Consider the following 20,400-nt stretch of genomic DNA (forward strand, 5'->3'; position numbering starts at 1 on the left):
TTCTATGATTTTAAGTAATCAAGCATGTTTTTAATTGCTCTTTTATTTATACAGATAACAATGATTTTTTTATAGTTTTTTTTAGCTAGATAATTTTCCACTTCCATTTTAACTTGCTTACCATTGATAGGAGCCCATTTTGCCTGCATAAATATTGTTGAACATGGAATTATATTAAAATGTTTGATTTCAAAATAGTTTCCCTTTGTATAGTTTATAGAGAGGTCATTTAATTTTTCTTTAATGGTTTTTTTAACTTGTGTATCTGCTAAATTTGCATGTTTATATGCATTCTCCCATGGATTATTGACCTTATCCTTTCCCTCAACTTTATTTTTTAAGCCATTATAAGCTTCTGCAATTTTATTTTTGTGAGAAATATCTACTGTGTCGATATCTCCAGATTTACTCTCTAAAATCCATTCTTCTTTAGATTTTGAATAATATCCATCAAATCCTTTTTTTAAGGAATTTTCTTCAAGGTTTGTGAAAAGAAATTCAGGTTTGAATTTTTGTGAGTTAATGAAGAAATGTATCACAAGTTCTGCAACTGCCCCCATTTCAATGTCAGACTCTTTTTTTGAATCAAAAAAACTAACTAATTTATTCTTAACATCAGATAACCCTATGTTTCTAGATCCTTCACAGATTTTTGTTAATTTATCATCAAAGAATAGCTTTAAATCATTATCAATAATATCAATATCAATTACATATATTATATTTCCACAAGCAAGTTTTAGCTTCTTAAACTTAAAAGGATTTTTCATTAGCCTCTAATTTGATTTAATTTCTTTAAGATCTTTTTATTCATTTTTTAGTAATTCAATACTATATTGTCCATCTTTAAAAAAATCAATTTCTAATAACTTTAATATTTCATCATCGTTTTTGCAGGAATTATATGCCCTCTCATTATAAAGGTCTTTAAATGTAAAAAAAATAGTATCGGACTGACGAATTGGGACTACTTTTAGAATAGAATATTTTTCAAGTAATGGTTTGAATTTTTCACACCCATTTTCAGTTAAACAATTTAAAAAGATCCAATAAATCTCAAAATCAGATAATTGAGCTCTTATTATAGAAGAATATTGATATTTAATTTTAAAATCCTCTACTTTATTTTCATGAAAGATAGAATTGTCAATTGTTTTAAAGATTCTATAAACATTTCTAAAATAATGTCCTAAATCAGCATTTATGTCAGAATATATGGTGAAATAGATATCTGTAAATTTACTTGTTATTTCAACCTGATTATATTTAAGTTTATGTGTTTTTTTAAAAAGTTCATTAAACCTTGTAATATCTTTTTCTTTACTTTTTTCTTTTAAATAATCATCTTCCTCAAAGATCATTTTGTCAATGTAAAGAAGGTAATCCAAAACTTCAAAGGAGAATTTAAAAACATCTCTTGATTTTAAATGCTCATTAGTTATGATACCATCTCTATATTCATCTTTTATTAGAGTATTAGTCTTAATAAACTCCTTTAAATCATTATGAAAATGATAGATCTTTTTAGTTTCAAAATCTATGTCTGTAATAATTTGATGGTGCATAGAAAGTAAATTAAAAAAAGTATTCTCAAAATTTTGCCTATATTCTTTTTTTTCTTGTTTTAAGAATTGATCATTTATTTTATCATTTGCAACTATTTGCGCTTTTAAAGCAAGATATACTAATATTGAACCAAATAGGCTTAGAAAAGGTGCAGTAATACCTCCAATTGTATCTCCAATTGGTCCGGTTTCTTTAAATGAAACTATTGATAAATATGAATTTGTAAGCAGTAATGGTAAAGCAACTATAATTACTCCAATAATTATAAGTATAATGAATTCTCCTTTGTTAATGTATCCCTTATATCCTCCGAAGTATTTATTATGAAAATTACTCAATGAACTATTTTCTTCTTTCTTTAAACACATTCTGTTTTATTTAGTTATTTATAATTATTTTAAAATTATTACCTGTATTTTTTAACAACATATCTGTTGCTCCTAATAATTTTAACTGTTCATCTGATATTTTAGCTTTTGATACTCCTGGCTGTACAATATGAATATTGAAAATTACTTGACTAAAACCAGATTCAACAATATTTTTAATTATTTCCAATTCTTCCATACCTCCAATTTCAAATCTACTGGGTTTACCTTTGTTTAATCTTTGATTTTGCCTTAGTTTTATATGTTGAATTAAATTTGATAGTTTATGTCTCCAATGAAAGCTTCTCTGTGCTTGCCCACAAACCTCATAAAGATCCTTTAATCTTGAACCCGAATTATTTTCAGATGAATATTTGCAATGAAATAAATCAACAATAAGCTTGCTATAATCATCTTCAAAATATTTTAAAGCTATAATGTCACTAACTTCATCCTTATCATCATCATCATAAATTATTTTATAATCAAGATCCTTTTTCAATTCTTGAATCATGATAAATTGAATGGAGTCTTCACGTTTGATGCTTTTAGTCTTATTATACTGGGACTCTTTCTTTAAATTAGTATTGAAAGAACTCCAATTTTTAGTTTCTATTCTAGAACTATCAAAGGCTTTAATATCATGTTTAAATTCAAAGTAAATGTCATTATACATTTTTGATGAATCAGAAAATCGGATTATTGGAGGGTATTTATGAAAGAATTCCTGAATTGTTATATTTTCATTTGTGCCATAAGTAAAAAACAAATCTAAACCTGAAGATTTCAGATAGGTATATCCTCTTGAATCTTTATTAGAGCTTAATATTAGTTCATATTCGGATTTGTTTAAATCATTTTGAATTGAAAAAGAAATACGATCTTTCTGAGGATTTCCAAATTTCAAATTAATTTTATAATCGTAAAATGAAATTCCATTTATAAAAAACTCAGTTTCTCTATAATATATTTCATCATTCCAAATAATAGAAATTGGAGTTTTATTGGCTGGAATCTCTGATATTCTCTCTGGCTTTGCAATGAAATTAAAAATATTTTTAACATCAATCGAACTGTCAATAAGTTTTTTCCCTATCACATCGCACCATTCACAAAACTCAGGAATAGTTTTAATCATTCTTGACCAAACTCTTCCTTTAGATGAACAACCAATTGTAATTCTCTCACCTTGGTTAAATCCTTTTCCAAAAAGATTTGCACTAGATTTTGTTTGCTTAGTGATGTCATCTAGAGCCTCTCCAACATTTCTTCCAAATAATTGAGTATAGCTAATAGCTTCTTCAGATATTGGTTTTACTCCTAAATTAAACAGTTCTAGTTGTTCTACCTCATGAAGAGATTTATAAATATCTGACTCATTAATCAAATAAATATCTTCTCCAATTACTAATTTTGCTAAGCCTTCATATAAACTTCCATTATTTGAACTATTAATAAAAAGTAATTTTTGATCTCTGTTAAAATAAATAATATGTAAATCATATATATTATTTATTAAATCATCAATAATACCCCACCTAACAGATGAATTATTCTTACTAATTATTATCAATAAATCTTTTTCCTGATGAACAGCATATACTGTATGGCTGTTTTTTTTATCAAAGAATTTTTTATGATTATCAGGTTTCCATTCAGGATTATATGCATTGACTTTGTAAACTACAGTACTTAATGCAGGGGTTATGTTTCTTAAAGGAATTTGATATGGGATTTCTTCTTCATCAAATTTTTGAAAAAATTCTTCCTCTTTATTTAAATTTTTTAAAATGCCTTCATTAGAGATTTTTAAAATTTTATTCCAGTCAGCATCTTTAGCATACAACTTTCTTAATAAATTATCTTTAAGGTTCTTATCGCCAATATTAGCAATAATTGTAGCATTACCTACCTTACCTGAAGAGCTTCTAGTAAATCTTCCAAAAAATTGAATTGAAGTTGTTATGTTTTTATGGATTTCATGTAATGCGCAAATCTTTAAAGTTGGTAAGTCATAACCTTCACCAAGCATATCAACACATACTATGATTTTACAATTATCATCATTTTTTATTTTATCTAATGCTTCATTTTTTTCTACATCACTTAGTCTACTATGAATTAGAAGTGGATTAAACTCGGTATAATTTTTATAGATATTATAAACTTCTATGGCTCTGTCAATTTTCTCAACTCTTGCCATCATTTTGTGATTATACTCCAATTCAATATCTTTTCTTAATTGCTCAATTGCTTTTTCAGCAATTACGCGATCAACTTTTAGTTCGTTAAATTCAATGATTGGCACAAAATTTATATTCATAAAAGAGCCATCTCTTTGAGCAAGAGACAATGGATAGTTATAAATAGTTTTTCCCTTTAATCTTTTTTTATCATTTCTAAAAGGTGTAGCTGTAAATTTTAAAACTGGTTTTTTTTGAAAGATAAATTTACTTGCAATCTTGTCCCATGTAGTTGCTTCACAATGATGTGCTTCATCAATAATTAATAAACTGGAGCTTGATATTATTGCATCAAATATTCCAACTCCATTTTCATTACATTTATTTAATACTGAACTTGTAGCTATAATTATATTACATTTACTGTAAAAATTTTCTGCGTCTTGTTTTGTTTTAAAAGAGGTTTTTATTGTCCCTACAATAGGATTTAATGTGCTGTTGCTTACTATTTGAAAATTCTCTTCTTTCAAAATCCCTAGCGTAATAAATTTTTTTGATATTTGAGTCCTTAATGAATCGGAAGGAACAATTACCAAAGCTTTATCACATTTATGAGCAATAGTAAGAGATAACATTGTTTCAGTTTTTCCTGTGCCAGTTGGCATAACAATAATAGCAGGATCATTAGATATGCTCCAATGTGCTAATATTGAATGTAAGGCTCCTATTTGTGGAGGTCTTAATCCATATACTATAGGTTTTTTGTCAGTACCTAAAACTTCTTTTTTGAAATCAAAATTGCCAGTCCAACTACTAACAACAGAATTTGTTGTTGGAAGTGTATATTCAAGACATTCTTTTTTAGAATTTTGAATATGTTGTATTATGTCCCCCTTTGATTTTTTTGGATCAACATAAAATATTCCATTATAGTTTAAAGGCTTATAGGTATGTTTGAATGTGAAAAAAAATTTTTCATCATCATTAATTATAAAAGAATATCCATTATCTGATTCTTTAGAAATAACACCTTTCCTAGTTCCTAAATGATAACTAATATTGTTGTCATTTTCTTTGAGAACAACGAGCAAATCTATTTCTATAATCTCATCAAATAATTCCATAAGCTTAGTAAATAATTTTAAAGTATCTTCCTGCTAAAATTAGTAAAAAAAAATATAATTTTTTTTTTGTTTTGATATATTACTCAATCGTAATCTTCCCCTAAATACCCCCGCCCCTAATTTAGATTATAAAAAAGTCCCCCGCCTTTAGTTTGAGTACAGTATGGATTTTGTCTAGCATGATATATTTATCTTAATTCTTTTGTGCAAACACTGCACTTTTATGGTCAGTGTGGAAAGTATAATCATAACACATATGATTTTAGGTTTGTTTCTCTTCTATGCTTACTCTGCACTCAAGAGTACAAAGTTTACCTTGCTATTTATATCAGGTTCTATTCAAGTGTCTTAACTAATCTAATCATCTCACTAAATACCCACACTTATTCTGAGCAATGACAAATTTATTGCTCCTGATTTAAATGATATTTTGATTCAGGATATTCTCAACTCAAAAAAATAAAAACATGGTAAGAATTGTAAACTATCAAAAAAGACAAACAGAGGAAGGTAAACCATTCTTTGTCTTAGAAATTCAAAGTGGTATAGAAATGGTGTTAAGCACTAAAACAGGACAATATTATGCAACAGCAAAGAGAGCAAATATTTCTTCAACATTTGATGAAGAAACTTGTAAAGCATTATTGGGTACTGACATGCCCGGAAATATTGTAAAAATGGATTCTGATCCTTACGAATATACTGTGAGAGAAACTGGAGAAATTATAATGTTGACTCATAGATATGTTTATCAGCCCGAGATAAATAGTCCCAGTTCCACTAGCTCCAAAAGGGAGTCTTCTGAAAATGACTTTGCAACTAAAGTAGAAGCTTTTTCTAGAAATGGGCATTTAGCTAGCATGTCAATGTGATTAAATTAATTTAAGACGTCCATTTTTTGTATAGCCCCTTTATAGGAATTACAAATTATGGACGGATTTAATATTATGGAAGTAGCAGAAATAAAAGTTTCCTATTCAAATAATAATATTGAAAGGATAAAAGTAACTAATAGCCAAATTTTGTATAATCTTGTTCTGAAGCATTGGGATTTAGACCTTATAGAATTCCAAGAAGAAGTGAAAATTGTACTTCTTAATAGAGCTAATATTGTGCTAGGACTTTATGAAATGTCAAAAGGAGGAACTTCAGGAACTGTCGTGGATATTAAAATAATTCTTGGTATAGCCTTAAAGTGTAATGCTTCGAGTATTGTGATAACTCATAATCATCCAAGTGGTACTCTCGAGCCTAGTGAACCTGATAAGGCAATTACAAAAAAGCTTAAAGAAGCCTGTGGAATATTAGATTTAAATCTTCTAGATCATTTAATAATTACAGGACAAGGATATTATAGCTTTAGTGATAATCTCATATTATGACTTCTAGTGTGCAAGGAAATTGTTGAGGTCTTATGATAAAGTAAAAGTGTATACGTGTTATTGCTTGATTGTATTTAATACAAAATACACTTTTTACTTTTATACAATACATATATAGATAGCTAAATTTTATATTTTGATTAGCTCTTCTAGTGGGATTTCTAAGGCTTTGCTAATTCTGTACAGAGTATAAGCAGTTGTGCTAATTCTGCCTGATTCAATACGTGATAGATTTGTAGTATCAAATCTTCCTTCAACTTTCGAAGCTAAATCAACTTGAGTCATACCCTTAGCGAGTCTTATTTCTTGAATCCTTTTTCCTAAAAGCTTTTGAAATTCAACTTTTTCCATGTTTCACGTATTAGTGAAGTGAAGAAAAGTTTTATATTTGCTTTGCTTTATGCCATATATGGCAAGTTTTTAAAAACAAATAAAAAGATAATTATGATTTGGATTATTTTGATTGTGGTTGTAATAGCTATTGTAATCACTAAAAGGAAAAGTAAAGTATTAAATGACACGCCATTTATTCACAAGTATCCAATTGTTGTTAGTGGAATTAATGAGTTCTTATTTAATGGAGAAGCTGAATTTGAATCAAAAGATTCAAGAGAACATTATCTTTTTAAAAATTCATTATCAAAAAAATCTTATGTCCAATTCATCTACAGACAAAATTCAGTTCATTTAAAATTTTATGAAGACTTTATGGAGATTAAAACAACTTATTCTTTCTACTACTCAGACATAAAGCATATTAATGATGATAAACAATTTTTTATTGCAAAAGATTTTAGTCAAAGGGTAAAGAATAATTCAAAAGTGGCATTTTAATACACTATGGAGTTTGAAATAAAATTATATCTACAAGACTTGATTAAGATATCTCCAATACTAAATACGCAACATATTCAAAGGTGGCTCATTGAATATGAGAAAGAGTTTCATAATGTTATTAATAATTGTGAATGCAGAAAATGGAGTAAATGGCTAACTGCTAATGAAAAGCCATTTCCATGTACCTGTGCCACTAGAGAGCAAGATTGTATATTCATTGAAACCTACTACAAGCTAAATAATGTTTTAGATCTGTATAAGAGGCAGAGATACTTTATTGGTCTAGTGGAAAAGTATCATTCAATAAAGAACAACAAAGAGGAACTCAAAGCATTTACTAATCATGAGTCACTAGAACATATTTTGTCTTTTGACTCTAAAATAATAATAAGTCTAAATCCTGAACCATATGAAAAACTAGTACTCCAACTCAATGAGGTAGAGTTTGAGATTGTTTTAGGACTTCAAAAGACATTGTTAAAGACCTATTTATAAATTTATTAATTAAAACCAAATCAATGAAAAAAAGAATTTTACTCGTTATAATTATAATCTCATCTTTAAGCTTTAGTTGTGCTAATGATAATAGTAGTGACTTTAAGGAAAAAATATTTGAAGGAGATGTAACTCTTACTACACAGAGTGAAGTAAATAAGTTTGGAAGTAACAACTATACTGAAATTACAGGAGCTTTGATTGTTAGTGCAAACACAAATGATGTTAGTTTATCTAATCTGGAAGCATTAAAAAGCTTAAAAACAGTAGGTAAGTACATAAAGATTGAAAGCAATGATAAATTAATCAATTTAAATGGTTTAAACTCAGTTAGTACAGTCTCAGGAATATTAATTAGGCTAAACAATTCATTAATAAACATTGATGCACTAAGTAACATATCAACAATAAATCAAGAAGTTGAAATATTCAACAATTCAAAACTTACGAATGTGGATGGTCTTAGAAATGCAGTTGGGGCTAAATTAAGCAATGTTAAAATTCATGGAAATCAAAACCTCACAAGCATACGTGGGCTTTCTAAGATTTTACAAACAGAAAATCTGTACATAGCTAATAATCCATTGTTAATTAATTTAAATGGACTAGAAAACTTAAATAGTATAGGAGAGGTAGGCTATACTTCTTCTTTACCAACTTTGATAGTTCAGAATAATGCCTCACTTGTTGATGTTAATTCTTTAAATAAATTGACTTATGTAAAGGGAGCATTGTACATAAAGAATAACAATGCTTTAGCTAATCTAAATGGTTTGGATAATATCCAGCTTATAGGAGGAGGCAATTTAATTGTCAGTGATAATAAAGTATTAAATAGCTTATGTGCATTAAAGACTGTATTAAGTAACCCGAAATTTATAGGTCAATTTAGTGCTGTGGGAAACCTTTATAATCCCACAAAGCTGAACATTCAAAATGGCAATTGTGCATTATGATTAGCAAAATTTAACCACTTAGGTGGTTTTATATCTATAAGCAAATGGAAAAAGAAATAATTCCTTTTAAGCTAGGATTGGAATATGAGAATTGGGAATTTGAATTAGGCTTATGCTCCATTAGATTTAAGCATTTAGATAATTATAAATATGTGGGTACAGGATTAAATAAATTTCTGAACAAAACTACAGATGAAACTAAACTCTTTTTTAGTTTAGATATACTGGAAGCAGTTGTAATAAATTTTAAGGATAAAAGTATGCAATTCTTTAAGGGCATAACCTCCTTATGTACTAGTGCTACAGGAGAATTAAAGCATCTTTTTTGTGTTGAACAATTTACTCAATTTGAAGTAGAAGTAAGGTGTATTTACAAGAATAAAGATGTATTTGTAATCTACTCAAAAAAAAGTCTCATTGAGGGTTTGATAAAAGAGATATTGTGAAAAAAGGCACACAATAAGGCATACATAAATTTATAGGCTTTGTGAGATACTGATATTGTTATCATGAGAGTTAAGTAAGAGAGCCCAGGTGGGACCACAGTTAACACTTAAAAAGCCTTATAAGCATTGCGTTTGTAAGGCTTTTTTATTTCTAGGGTGGAAAATGATTTTTCATTTATATTGTGCATAAAATTTTTATGAAAATTAGAATAATTGTAAAAAAAGGTATTTTGACATTTTAAATATCTTTTTTCTTTCGATTAATTTAAAATCAATATTTACATATTTAATTTTTAGTTCTATTATTCTCCTGTAATTCAATAACAAATAAAGAAGTTCCTGAAAATACAAATGAAGATGGGACTTATAAGTTTGTTTGTACTAAAAATATCTTTAGTGATTTTGTTGTTTTAAGTTCGTCAATTGATAAAATGCAGAAACCTAATACAGTAACTCATGTTTTTAAAGGAGTATTAAAAGACAATACTACTAATATCTATAAAAAAGTGACTTTAACAACTGAATTAATTATTGTGTTAGAGAATGGAAATGAATTGACTTGTAATGATATAAATTATACGAAAAGCTTATTGAGAGATGGTATTTCTCCTCAGTTTAGAAGCAATTGGCAACCAAATGAAGAATGGGTTATTGATGAAATTAAAACTTCTAGTTTTCCTGTTGAATATTTTGACTATCCTGTTAAAGAGGTTTATACTCAGTATTACATTAAATTAACAGATCAAATTAATAACACTGAAACTGAAATAATTGCATCTCAAAAAGATGTAACTGAAAAATGGTTGAATGCTAAATCAAAAGTGAAAAATGATATTGTAGATTGTAGTAATAATTCTTTTGAGTTTAGAAAATTTATAAAATACAAATAGTTTTTTTCTATTCGGTATTTGTTAAAACTTGTTGCAAAATTGTCATCTTGAATTCATATTTTTGCATGCTACATAATCTATAAGTTTTATATATTGATAAGTTAATCTAAAATCCTCATTATGAGGATTTTTTTATGAGATAAAAATTTCAAATTCAGAACTTAAAAAATTGTACGTTCTTTAAAAAAAACTTACATTGTGCAGTTAAATTGATTACCTTTTAATTACTCAAAGACAAAGTGAATAAAAATCAAAAAAAGATTCCTGAAACTTGGAAGTGGGTTACTTTAGATGATATTGGTGTTGTTGTTAGTGGAGCAACTCCATCTACTAAAGAACCTGATTTTTGGAATGGAAACATTCCTTGGGTTACACCTGCGGACTTATCTAATTTTAATGATATATAAGTATCTAAAGGTCAAAGAAATATCTCGCAAGTAGGATTAGAATACTCATCTGCAAATCTTTTGCCTGAAAATTCAATTATATTTTCATCCCGGGCACCAATTGGCTATGTGGCTATAACAAAAAATGAATTAGCTACTAATCAAGGGTTTAAGAACTTAATATTAATAGGTAATATTAATCCAAAATATATTTATTACTATCTAACTAGTATAAAATCACTTGCTGAAAGTATGGCGAGTGGTACAACGTTTTTAGAATTATCAGCATCAAAATTTAAACAAATTCCATTTCCTTTAGCTCCAATAGAAGAACAAGAACGAATTGTTAATAAAATAGAAGAAGTAATAACTAATATTCAAGATAGTATAAATAATATAGATTTAGCACTTAAAAAAGCAGAATTATATGTGGATAAAACCATTTACAAATTGTTTAATGGAAATTTATTAGAAGATAATAATAGAAATGATAAACTTCCTAAATTATGGAAGTGGAAAACATTAAATCAAATTGGTGAGATTTATAGTGGTGGTACCCCTTCGACAGAAGTGCAAGAATTTTGGGGAGAGGAAATTTGTTGGATAACTCCTTCAGATCTAACAAATTATAAAGGGAAATATATATCAAAAGGCAAAAAAAGTATTTCAATGAAAGGATTACAAAATAGTTCTGCAAAATTACTTCCACCAAATAGTGTTTTATTCTCATCCAGAGCACCAATTGGATATGTAGTGATTTCAAGTAATAAACTTTCTACAAATCAGGGATTTAAAAATATCATACCTAATGCAGATGTAAATCCTTCTTTTTTATACTATTTTTTGAAGTCAATTAAAAATTATGCCAATAAAATAGCAAGTGGCACAACATTTTTAGAATTATCAACAGAAAAATTTAAACAAATCCCTTTTCCATTGCCTCCCATCGATGAGCAGAATATAATAGTTGAAGAAATAGATAACGCAGTAGCTTACAGCGATAATTTAATTGAAGAACTACTTAGTCAGAGGAGAAAGTCTGAACATATAAAAGAAAAACTTCTTCAAGATGCTTTTTTAGGAAAACTAAGTTCACAATTAAATAGTGATAGTTCTGTTGGAACTTCATTGAAAAAAATTAATCTTGAAAAGAATATTTATTTGCAAAATCAACGACAAGTTACTAAGATAAGAACTGTAAGGGAAAAGAAAAAGTTAGTTGATGTATTGAAATCAAATTTTAAAAAAACACACTTTAGTTTTGATGATATAATTAAAACAAATAGTATGTCAATTGATGAAATGGAAGTTGAATTTAAGATTTTGATAGAAAAAGAAATAGTAGTTAAGCAATATGATAATATTTCGAAATCAATAAGATTTAAACTAATATGAGATTAAGAAGACTTTCCATTTTAGATATTGATTACAAACCCCTATTAAAAGGGGTTGATTTGTTTTTTCAGACACAAGATAATACTTCAATACATACAAATTGCTTAGTAGGAATAAATGGTTCGGGTAAATCCCAAATATTAGAAATTATTGCTGAAATATTTCTTTTTCTAGAAAATGTCTATAGAAATGAGAATAAAATAAAAGCCCCTTTATCACCTTTTGCATTTAGAATAGAATATGAAATATTTAAAGGCGATGATGTTTACCTTATAATTTTCGAATGTGATAAAATAAAGACAAAAGTAAAAGATATAGTAGTTGAAATTTGGAAAAAAAATGCTGAAGAGATTGAAGAAATAAATATAGATAATATTGATTTGTTTGACTATTTGCCAACTAAAATTATAGGATATAGTTCTGGAGATAATGAAACTTTAAGTCTTCCTTTTGATTCATATTATGATGAATATGCTCAATATACATACGAACGTGCCTTTGGTATTAAACAAGGTAATGATTATGAGCCAAATTTGTATTTTATGAGCTATAATACAAATTTGGGTATTGCCATAAGTAGTTTCATTTTTAGAGATGAACTTCCGCAAATTGATACTGTAATTAATAAATTAGATATTGATGATTTAACAAGCTTTACTATTACAATACAAACAAAGCAACAAGCTGCACCTAATAGAAAAAAAGGAGGAGTAATGCTTACAGAAGAATTGAAGAATTGGCGACAAATTCTCATAAACATTGCAGATGTCAATATTTACGAAGAAAAATTAAATAAAAACACGCTCAAATTTGTATTAGATAAAACTACTATAAGAGCTTTTAAAGACAATTTTACATCGGCTTTGGAGCTTTATACGTGTTTGTACAAGTTAGAATTACTTAATAATTTAATTGTTGACAAGAAGACGAAAGAAAAAATAAAAAAAGAACGAAAGGCTAGAAGATTAGTTACTAAAATGCCTGCAGTCTCAGATATTAATAAAGTTTTACAATATTCAGAATTAAAATTTAAACTGAATAATGGAGAAGAAATTGATTATCTTTCATTTAGTGACGGTGAACATCAATTCTTAAATGTTTTTAGCACTATTTTAATGATGAATCAAGAAAATTGTTTATTTCTTTTAGATGAACCAGAGACTCATTTTAATCCATTGTGGCGTAGGACATTTATAAATACCTTAGAAAAGGTTACAATTGAAAGAAAGCAACATTTCTTTATTACAACACATTCACCCTTCATTGTTTCAGATTGTAAAAAAGAAAATGTATTTATATTCAAAAGGGAAAAGAATAAAATAAATATTCAGGAACCTAAAAGTGAAACTTATGGAGCTTCATTTGATAACATACTAGAAATGGCATTTCAAATTAATCCCCCAATTTCTGAGAACTCATTGCAGGAATTACAAGAATTGGAAAATGAAAATAACCCTGAAATAATTCAAAAGGAATTATCAAACTTTGGAGACTCTTTAGAAAAAGCATCACTACGTAATCGCATTATTTTATTAAACTCTAAAAAATAAACTTATAATGTTATATAAATATCAATTTATTAAACATCAAAAACTTAGGGAATTGAATTTTCATTTTCTTTATTTCATAAGAAAAATAAAAGATGTAAAAAAAACGACTAAGTTCAAGCCAGAGATTTTTTTTCATTCAAGCTTTATAAGAAATAATAAGATTGCACCTAAAGGCAAAGAAAATTCTACTTTAGAAGTGAAATTTAAAGCTTTTTTTGACATTTTTAAAAAATTGAGTCAAGATGAAAAAAACGAATTTTTAAATCTAATTATTTTATCTCAGAAAATTCATCTCTTCTTTGAGAAACCTAACAATACTGAAGCAATTGTTCTTCACTCATCAAATATTAAAAGGCTTTTAAATGGTTCTAATTCATTTTCTGACTTAATGGATGCCTTGTGGAACTATTTAAAATCCCCAAATGCATGGGAAATCGACAAGCATTACAAAATTTTTTATGATAGTATTCCTGACTCGAAAATGTGCCCATTTTGCGGACTTGAAGAACTTAGTAAACCAATTTTTAGACGAGCTGACTACGATCATATTGCTAATAAAAGCAAATATCCAATTTCATCTATAATTAATAAAAATTTAGCTCCTACATGTGATAAATGCAATAAGGATTTCAAAAAAGCGAAAGATGTACTTTTTGATAAGATTGGTAATAAAAGGATTTTTTCTTATCCATTTGTGTTTAATTCTCCTTTTATAAATAGTAATATCTCATTCGATTTTTTAGGAAGTATTCATCCAGAAACTGATTTAAATAATAAATCAGGTAAATGGGTAGTGAATATTAGTCCTAATAGCGATTTTATTCTTTCGTGGGATCATATCTATCAAATTAAAAAAAGGTACGCTAATTCTATAAATTATAAAAAGTGGCAAAAAGAATTAATTTATTCGGCAAAATTAAAACATTCAATTTTGACTCAGAAATTATTAAAAGAATATATAAAAAATTATAAACAAACTTTTAATCCAAGTTCGTTGGAAGTTGAATACCATATAAAGTTTGCTTATTACGAATTTTTAGAACAAGGGATGAATAATGTCTTGTTTAATCAGTTAAATACAATGACCACATGACAACAAATAATTTAGTAGCAAAAATCTGGTCATTTTGTGATACTTTGAGAGATGATGGAGTCAGTTATGGTGATTACTTGGAACAAATAACATATTTATTATTTCTTAAAATGGCTGATGAATATTCCAAACCACCTTATAATAGGAATTTCAATATACCTAAAAATTGTGATTGGAGTTTCTTTTTGAATCATTCTTTAGAGGGCTTGACTCTAGATTATATAAATGCATTAAACAGCCTGTCTACTTCTGGTAGGATGTTAAGTAAAATTTTTAATGGAGCTCAAAATAAAATTCATGACCCGTATAAGCTAAAAAAATTAATCGAGCTGTTAAATGAAGATAATTGGGTATCTGAATCGGTAGATATAAAAGGAGATATCTATGAAAATTTACTTCAAAAGAGTGCTGAAAGCAGTGGTGCAGGCCAATATTTCACGCCTCGCTCTATTATTAAAGCGATCGTGGAATGTGTTGAGCCTAAGCCTTTGGAAACAATTTCCGATCCAACATGTGGTACTGGTGGATTTTTCCTTGGGGCAATTGAATATTTAAATACGAACTTCCAAAAGGAATTATTGCTAAAAAATAAAAAAGAGTTTTTGCAATTTAAAACTTTTAATGGTTGGGACATTGTTCCTTCAACGGCAAGATTATGCTTGATGAATTTATTTTTACATGGTATAGGAGATTTAAAAGAAACTCCTGAAATAGAGGTAGTTGATAGCTTGTTGGAATATCCAAAGCAAAAAGTGAAAATCGTTCTTGCAAATCCTCCTTTTGGGAAAAGCAGTACTTATACTATTACAAATGATGAAAAGTTAGCCAAACAAGAAGCATTCATATTAAGGAGTGACTTTTGGGCTACAACAAGTAATAAACAGCTTTGTTTTGTTCAACATATAATTAGTATGCTAGATGTTGATGGTCGTGCTGCAATTGTATTGCCAGATAATGTGTTGTTTGAAGGAGGTGCGGGTGAAATTATAAGAAAAAAAATATTAGAAGAAACTAATCTACATACTATTTTAAGGCTGCCAACTGGGATATTTTACGCGAATGGCGTAAAGGTAAATGTTCTTTTTTTAGAAAAGAAGAAAATAACTTCTATGCCCTCTACCAAAGAGGTTTGGTTTTATGATTATCGGACAAATGTTCACCATACATTAAAAAAACATCCACTACAATTTGAGCATTTGAGTTCATTTATAGGTTGTTACAAAGCTAAAGACAGAAATAGCTCGAATGATACATGGAGTTTAAAAAACTTAACGGGAAGATTTAAAAAGTATACTTACGATGAATTGATTGCTAGAGATAAAGTTAATTTTGATATAACTTGGTTAAAAGACGATAGTTATATTGACTTAGAAAGTTTACCTGAGCCAGAAGTGATAGCTCAAGAAATCATTGATAGCTTAGAAAGTGCATTAAATAGTTTTAGAGAGGTTGTTAAAAGTTTATCAAAAGCAAATTAAAATGACAACAACTAAAATAATTTCATTTGTAGATATACTTGGTTTCTCTAAAATGATTGAAGATTATGATAATGGTAATGATCAGATATTAGAAAGCTTAATTCATGCAATGAATAATGCAGGGGGCTTTATTAAAGCTCTGCCAAAAGAGAACAATGGATTTCTATTCGATTTTAGAGAATGTATAGAAGCCAAATTGTTTTCTGATTGTTTATGCGTATCTGTGCCATTAGAATATGGTAATGAGCGTAATACTTACAATATTTATGATCAGTTTTGGTTCTTTTATCAATATTTGAGTGGTTATCAAATATTGCTTTTGCAAAAGGGTATTTTTACTCGTGGAGCAATAACAATAGGATCATATTATTCAGATGAAAATATAATTTTTTCTGGCGGACTTGTTGAAGCATATAATTTGGAGTCAAAAGTGGCAAATTATCCAAGGGTAATAATAAGCAAAAAACTTTTAGATGTTTTTAAAAGCTCTGAATTACATAATAATTGGAATTACAGTCAAATCTTAAATATTGATAATACAAATGAAGTTTATATAAATCCTTTTAATTACAGAATATCTACTTCCCAATTAGCAGATCAAATTTTGCACGAAATGATGTCAAAAGGAGGTATAGAGGGGGTTTTTAGTAATTCATTTCAGGCAGAAGATTTAAAGGATAAAAATATAATTTTACAGGAGGTTTTAGCAATTTGTCAAAAAGAAATGAGTACTGGTATCAGTGACAAAGTAAAAGATAAATATAGTTGGATGATTGACTTTATAAATTATGAATTAAGTACAGACAATTCAAGAGAATTTAGTCAATTTAAAATATAATTAAATGAAACAAAAAACTATTATCCAATTATGGGGTAAACATGGTTGTGGCAAAACAGGAACAATAAAGATTTTAAGAGAAGAATTAATAGTTCGTTATATTAATCCTTTGCATTCATACATAATTCCTTTGCCTTTAGGTGAAATTTCGGACGTCCTTACATGTGGTGGTTATAAAATTGGTATTGAGAGTATGGGGGATTATCTTTGGCGTTTTAATTTACATGATAGATTGAATGATTATGTTTTCGCCCACAATTGCGATATCATAATTTGTGCTAGTAGAGTCTATAATGATGTTTCGGCTCATATTGAGCATTTAGCTAACACTCATGGTTATAGATTGTTGAAAGTTACAAATTATAGAGGAGATGATCCTCCATTTGATAGAGATGAATTAAATAAACAATCTGCTATTCATTTGTTGGATTTAATAAATCAAATAATTTTGGGTATCATCTAAATAGATTTCAATGGTCTCTTTTTAAGTGATGCTCAATCCCACATACATTGATAGGAGTCTGCAGTAATGTATTTTTGAATTCTTGTATAATGAAAAGCTCTATAAAACCATATATGACTCTTTATTAGTTCTATAATTGAGATACAGGTGGGACCACAAAATATAAAAGCTTCATAAATTTTTATGAAGCTTTTTTTTGTTTTAGACTTGTTTTTCTGTAAAAATCTTCTACATTTGTCCGGTGAAACTCTTTAACCACAAGGGTTTGTGCGAAATTTCATAAAAGACCCCAAGTCTAATTTAATACCGCTTGTCTTTGACAAGTTTAAACTTATGAAGATTAAAAAAACTATTTTTTTGACATTTTGTGTTGCGCTAATGTCTGTGTCAAGTATTTTAGCATTTCAGACTACGGCTCCAGATCCGCCAACGAAACCAGATAAGCCTCCTGGATCACCAATCGATCAAAATTTATTTATTTTGGCTGGATGTGCAGTATTATTTGGCGTATACGCAATTCGCAGATATGATTTTATAAAAAAAGATTCAATTAAATTGAATCTTTTTTTGTTTTAAATATGTTTTTATCTATTTGTTGATGGCGTACAATCGTGAGATATATTTGCCAACAACATCAAATTCAAGATTGATTCTTGTCCCCACTTTAAAATTTTTAAAATTGGTGTGTTCAAAAGTATAAGGTATTATCGAAACGCTAAATTCGTTTGTTTTTGAATTTACAACAGTTAGACTTACTCCGTTTACAGTTATAGATCCTTTTTCTATTGTGATGTTGCTAAGGTTTTTGTTGTATTCAAAAGTGTAATTCCAGCTTCCGTTGGCTTCTTCAATTTTGATGCAAGTCCCAGTTTGGTCTACGTGTCCTTGCACGATATGCCCGTCAAGACGGTCGCCAAGTTTCATTCCTCGTTCTAAATTTACAATATCGCCTTCTTGCCACTCGCCAATATTTGTTTTTAAGATCGTTTCATCAATTGCTGTTACGGTATAAAAAGAATCTTGAATAGCGACAACAGTCAGGCAGATTCCGTTATGAGAAACACTCTGGTCAATTTTTAATTCGTTCGTGATCGATGAATCAATCGTGATGTGAAGGTTGTTTTGGTCTTTCTCTATTTTATGAACCCTTCCTAGGGTTTCTATAATTCCTGTGAACATTGTTGTTTTATTTTACTAAATTTGCACATCAAAATTAGTAATAAATAAGCTGAGCTCATGAATAAAAAAGCAGAAAATATAATTGTTGGAATTTCAGTAGGAGATTTAAACGGTATTGGAAGCGAAGTTATATTAAAGACATTCGAGGATTCTCGTATGCTGGAGATGTGTACGCCTGTTATTTTTGCAAATGCTAAAATACTGTCTTTTGTTAAAAAGAGTTTTACATCCTCAGTTCAGTTTCATGGTGTAGACAAATTAGAGCAGATTTTACCAGGAAAAGTTAATGTTTTCAATCTTTGGAAAGAAGGGGTTGATATTAATTTGGGTAAAAATGATGAGAAAATTGGAGAATATGCTATTAAATCTTTTGTAGCGGCAACTAAAGCTTTGAAAGAAGGTTTGATTGATGTTTTGGTTACGGCTCCAATTAATAAATATAATATTCAGTCAGAGGATTTTAAATTTCCAGGGCATACTGATTATTTAGATAAAGAATTAGAGGGCGATGCATTGATGATGATGGTGCAGGATAGCTTAAGGGTTGGCTTGTTGACAGATCATGTGCCTATAAATGAAGTTTCTTCGCATTTAACCGAAGAATTAATTACAAGAAAAATAGAAACAATAAGAAAATCACTGATTCAGGATTTTAGTATTGTAAAGCCGAAAATTGCTGTATTAGGATTGAATCCGCATGCAGGGGATGGTGGTGTTATTGGAAAAGAGGATGATTTAGTTTTGAAACCGGTTTTAAAGAAGATTTTTGACGCAGGCACTATGGTTTTTGGGCCATTTCCTGCGGATGGTTTTTTTGGAAGCGGTCAATATGAGAAATATGATGCCATTGTTGCAACGTATCACGATCAGGGATTGATTCCTTTCAAAACATTATCTTTTGGCAAGGGTGTAAATTATACTGCGGGTTTAAATAGGGTTAGGACTTCGCCGGATCACGGCACTGCATATGACATTGCAGGAAAAGATATGGCAGATTTCAATTCGTTTAAAGAAGCAGTTTATCTTGCAATCGATATTTTTCGCTCGCGTAATCAGTATGAGGAGATTAGCCAAAAACCTCTAAAAATAAAAGAAAAACAGTTATAAACAAAAAAAGGTGAATAAGATTATTAGATTTGTAATAATTTTATATCTTTGCACCCCAATTCAGATATCTGTTTACAGATGCGAATTGTTCAAATTGATGTTGAAATGAGCAAAACAAAAGAATTTTTAATTCCTTTCGTAGGATTAAAACTAGGAAAACACCATTTTGAGTATCAGGTAAATAATAAGTTCTTTGAGGACTTTGAGTATAACGAATTTCAAAGTTCGGATATCAAAGTCAGTTTGGTTTTAGATAAAAAAAGCACCATGCTTGAGTTGGATTTTAAACACAAAGGGACTGTAAACGTGCCTTGTGACTTGACAGGCGAAGAATTTGATCTTCCTATAAAAGGGAAAATGAAATTAATTGTTCGTTTTGGAGAGGAGTTTAATGACGAGAATGAAGAGTTGCTTATTTTACCGCACGGAGAGTTTGAAATAAATGTCGCACAATATATTTATGAAATGATTGCTCTTTCAGTGCCTCTAAAACGAGTTCATCCAGGAGTAAAAGATGGTAGCTTAGAAAGCGAAGCGTTAAAAAAACTAAATGAACTGAAAGTAAAAACAGTCAAAGACAAAAAAGAAGAGAGTAAACAAGAAGAAGATATTGACCCGCGTTGGGAAAAATTAAAGAAACTATTAACGGATAAATAATATAGTA

Annotated in this window: 21 protein-coding genes and 1 pseudogene; 17 read left to right on the forward strand and 5 right to left on the reverse strand. The window is 28.6% G+C overall.

Features of this window, described 5'->3' with window-relative positions; translation table 11 throughout:
• Positions 1-2: 2 nt before the first annotated feature.
• Genes RB619_RS12150 through RB619_RS12160 form a run of 3 tightly spaced genes read right to left on the reverse strand, consistent with a single transcriptional unit; the run spans position 3 to position 5,241 of the window.
• Positions 3-770 carry a hypothetical protein gene (locus tag RB619_RS12150; protein ID WP_308097781.1) on the reverse strand — a complete coding sequence of 256 codons (768 nt, stop codon included), beginning with the start codon at positions 768-770 and terminating at the stop codon, positions 3-5.
• 36 nt (positions 771-806) lie between these two features.
• Complete coding sequence (locus RB619_RS12155) at positions 807-1,934, reverse strand: putative phage abortive infection protein (protein WP_308097783.1); 1,128 nt, start codon at positions 1,932-1,934, stop codon at positions 807-809.
• A 10-nt stretch (positions 1,935-1,944) separates the two neighbouring features.
• Positions 1,945-5,241 carry a DEAD/DEAH box helicase family protein gene (locus RB619_RS12160; RefSeq protein ID WP_308097785.1) on the reverse strand — a complete coding sequence of 1,099 codons (3,297 nt, stop codon included), beginning with the start codon at positions 5,239-5,241 and terminating at the stop codon, positions 1,945-1,947.
• Positions 5,242-5,708: 467 nt separating this feature from the next.
• Here RB619_RS12160 and RB619_RS12165 point away from each other — a divergent pair, with 467 nt between their 5' ends.
• Together RB619_RS12165 and RB619_RS12170 are read left to right on the forward strand one after the other, a co-directional pair.
• Positions 5,709-6,113 (forward strand): hypothetical protein, encoded by a 405-nt coding sequence (locus RB619_RS12165; RefSeq protein ID WP_308097786.1) that lies wholly within the window; start codon positions 5,709-5,711, stop codon positions 6,111-6,113.
• A gap of 75 nt (positions 6,114-6,188) precedes the next feature.
• Entirely contained in the window at positions 6,189-6,623 is a 435-nt protein-coding gene (locus RB619_RS12170) for a JAB domain-containing protein (protein ID WP_308097788.1), read from the forward strand.
• Between the two features lie 129 nt (positions 6,624-6,752).
• On the opposite strand, the gene RB619_RS12175 is transcribed toward RB619_RS12170, so the two are convergent.
• Positions 6,753-6,974, reverse strand: a complete 222-nt coding sequence (locus tag RB619_RS12175) for a helix-turn-helix transcriptional regulator (protein WP_308097790.1) — start codon at positions 6,972-6,974, stop codon at positions 6,753-6,755.
• A 93-nt stretch (positions 6,975-7,067) separates the two neighbouring features.
• On the opposite strand from RB619_RS12175, the gene RB619_RS12180 reads away from it, so the two are divergent.
• The 13 genes and pseudogenes from RB619_RS12180 to RB619_RS12240 all read left to right on the forward strand — a co-directional run bounded on the left by RB619_RS12180 (position 7,068) and on the right by RB619_RS12240 (position 18,026).
• Positions 7,068-7,457, forward strand: a complete 390-nt coding sequence (locus RB619_RS12180) for a hypothetical protein (RefSeq protein ID WP_308097792.1) — start codon at positions 7,068-7,070, stop codon at positions 7,455-7,457.
• Between the two features lie 6 nt (positions 7,458-7,463).
• Entirely contained in the window at positions 7,464-7,955 is a 492-nt protein-coding gene (locus RB619_RS12185) for a hypothetical protein (RefSeq protein WP_308097794.1), read from the forward strand.
• A gap of 23 nt (positions 7,956-7,978) precedes the next feature.
• Complete coding sequence (locus RB619_RS12190; RefSeq protein WP_308097796.1) at positions 7,979-8,911, forward strand: hypothetical protein; 933 nt, start codon at positions 7,979-7,981, stop codon at positions 8,909-8,911.
• Positions 8,912-8,955: 44 nt separating this feature from the next.
• Complete coding sequence (locus tag RB619_RS12195; protein ID WP_308097798.1) at positions 8,956-9,357, forward strand: hypothetical protein; 402 nt, start codon at positions 8,956-8,958, stop codon at positions 9,355-9,357.
• 431 nt (positions 9,358-9,788) lie between these two features.
• The gene (locus RB619_RS12200; protein WP_308097800.1) at positions 9,789-10,247 is read left to right on the forward strand and encodes a hypothetical protein; all 459 of its coding nucleotides are present in this window, start codon (positions 9,789-9,791) and stop codon (positions 10,245-10,247) included.
• 239 nt (positions 10,248-10,486) lie between these two features.
• Positions 10,487-11,002: pseudogene (locus RB619_RS12205) on the forward strand (restriction endonuclease subunit S); the annotation flags it as partial.
• Between the two features lie 60 nt (positions 11,003-11,062).
• A complete protein-coding gene (locus RB619_RS12210; RefSeq protein ID WP_308098066.1) occupies positions 11,063-12,028 on the forward strand; it encodes a restriction endonuclease subunit S in 966 nt (321 codons plus the stop codon).
• The gene (locus RB619_RS12215) at positions 12,025-13,578 is read left to right on the forward strand and encodes a restriction system-associated AAA family ATPase (RefSeq protein ID WP_308097802.1); all 1,554 of its coding nucleotides are present in this window, start codon (positions 12,025-12,027) and stop codon (positions 13,576-13,578) included. The genes RB619_RS12210 and RB619_RS12215 overlap by 4 nt, the downstream gene beginning before the upstream one ends.
• Positions 13,579-13,585: 7 nt before the next feature.
• Positions 13,586-14,671 (forward strand): hypothetical protein, encoded by a 1,086-nt coding sequence (locus RB619_RS12220; protein WP_308097804.1) that lies wholly within the window; start codon positions 13,586-13,588, stop codon positions 14,669-14,671.
• Positions 14,668-16,149 (forward strand): class I SAM-dependent DNA methyltransferase, encoded by a 1,482-nt coding sequence (locus tag RB619_RS12225; RefSeq protein ID WP_308097806.1) that lies wholly within the window; start codon positions 14,668-14,670, stop codon positions 16,147-16,149. Before RB619_RS12220 ends, RB619_RS12225 begins: the two co-directional genes overlap by 4 nt.
• A 1-nt stretch (position 16,150) precedes the next feature.
• A complete protein-coding gene (locus tag RB619_RS12230) occupies positions 16,151-16,987 on the forward strand; it encodes a hypothetical protein (RefSeq protein ID WP_308097807.1) in 837 nt (278 codons plus the stop codon).
• Between the two features lie 4 nt (positions 16,988-16,991).
• Positions 16,992-17,450, forward strand: a complete 459-nt coding sequence (locus RB619_RS12235; RefSeq protein WP_308097809.1) for a hypothetical protein — start codon at positions 16,992-16,994, stop codon at positions 17,448-17,450.
• Between the two features lie 333 nt (positions 17,451-17,783).
• Positions 17,784-18,026, forward strand: coding sequence for a hypothetical protein (locus RB619_RS12240; RefSeq protein WP_308097811.1), 243 nt, complete (start codon positions 17,784-17,786; stop codon positions 18,024-18,026).
• Positions 18,027-18,038: 12 nt separating this feature from the next.
• Here the strand turns inward: RB619_RS12240 and RB619_RS12245 are convergent, their stop codons facing one another.
• A complete protein-coding gene (locus RB619_RS12245; protein WP_308097813.1) occupies positions 18,039-18,629 on the reverse strand; it encodes a riboflavin synthase in 591 nt (196 codons plus the stop codon).
• 57 nt (positions 18,630-18,686) lie between these two features.
• Between RB619_RS12245 and pdxA the strand changes: the two genes are divergently transcribed.
• The gene (gene pdxA / locus RB619_RS12250) at positions 18,687-19,736 is read left to right on the forward strand and encodes a 4-hydroxythreonine-4-phosphate dehydrogenase PdxA (protein WP_308097815.1); all 1,050 of its coding nucleotides are present in this window, start codon (positions 18,687-18,689) and stop codon (positions 19,734-19,736) included.
• Between the two features lie 105 nt (positions 19,737-19,841).
• Complete coding sequence (locus RB619_RS12255) at positions 19,842-20,393, forward strand: DUF177 domain-containing protein (RefSeq protein WP_308097817.1); 552 nt, start codon at positions 19,842-19,844, stop codon at positions 20,391-20,393.
• Positions 20,394-20,400: the final 7 nt, after the last annotated feature.

The organism is Flavobacterium sp. LHD-80, assembly GCF_030929605.1.
In the GTDB taxonomy this organism is placed as follows: Bacteria; Bacteroidota; Bacteroidia; order Flavobacteriales; family Flavobacteriaceae; genus Flavobacterium.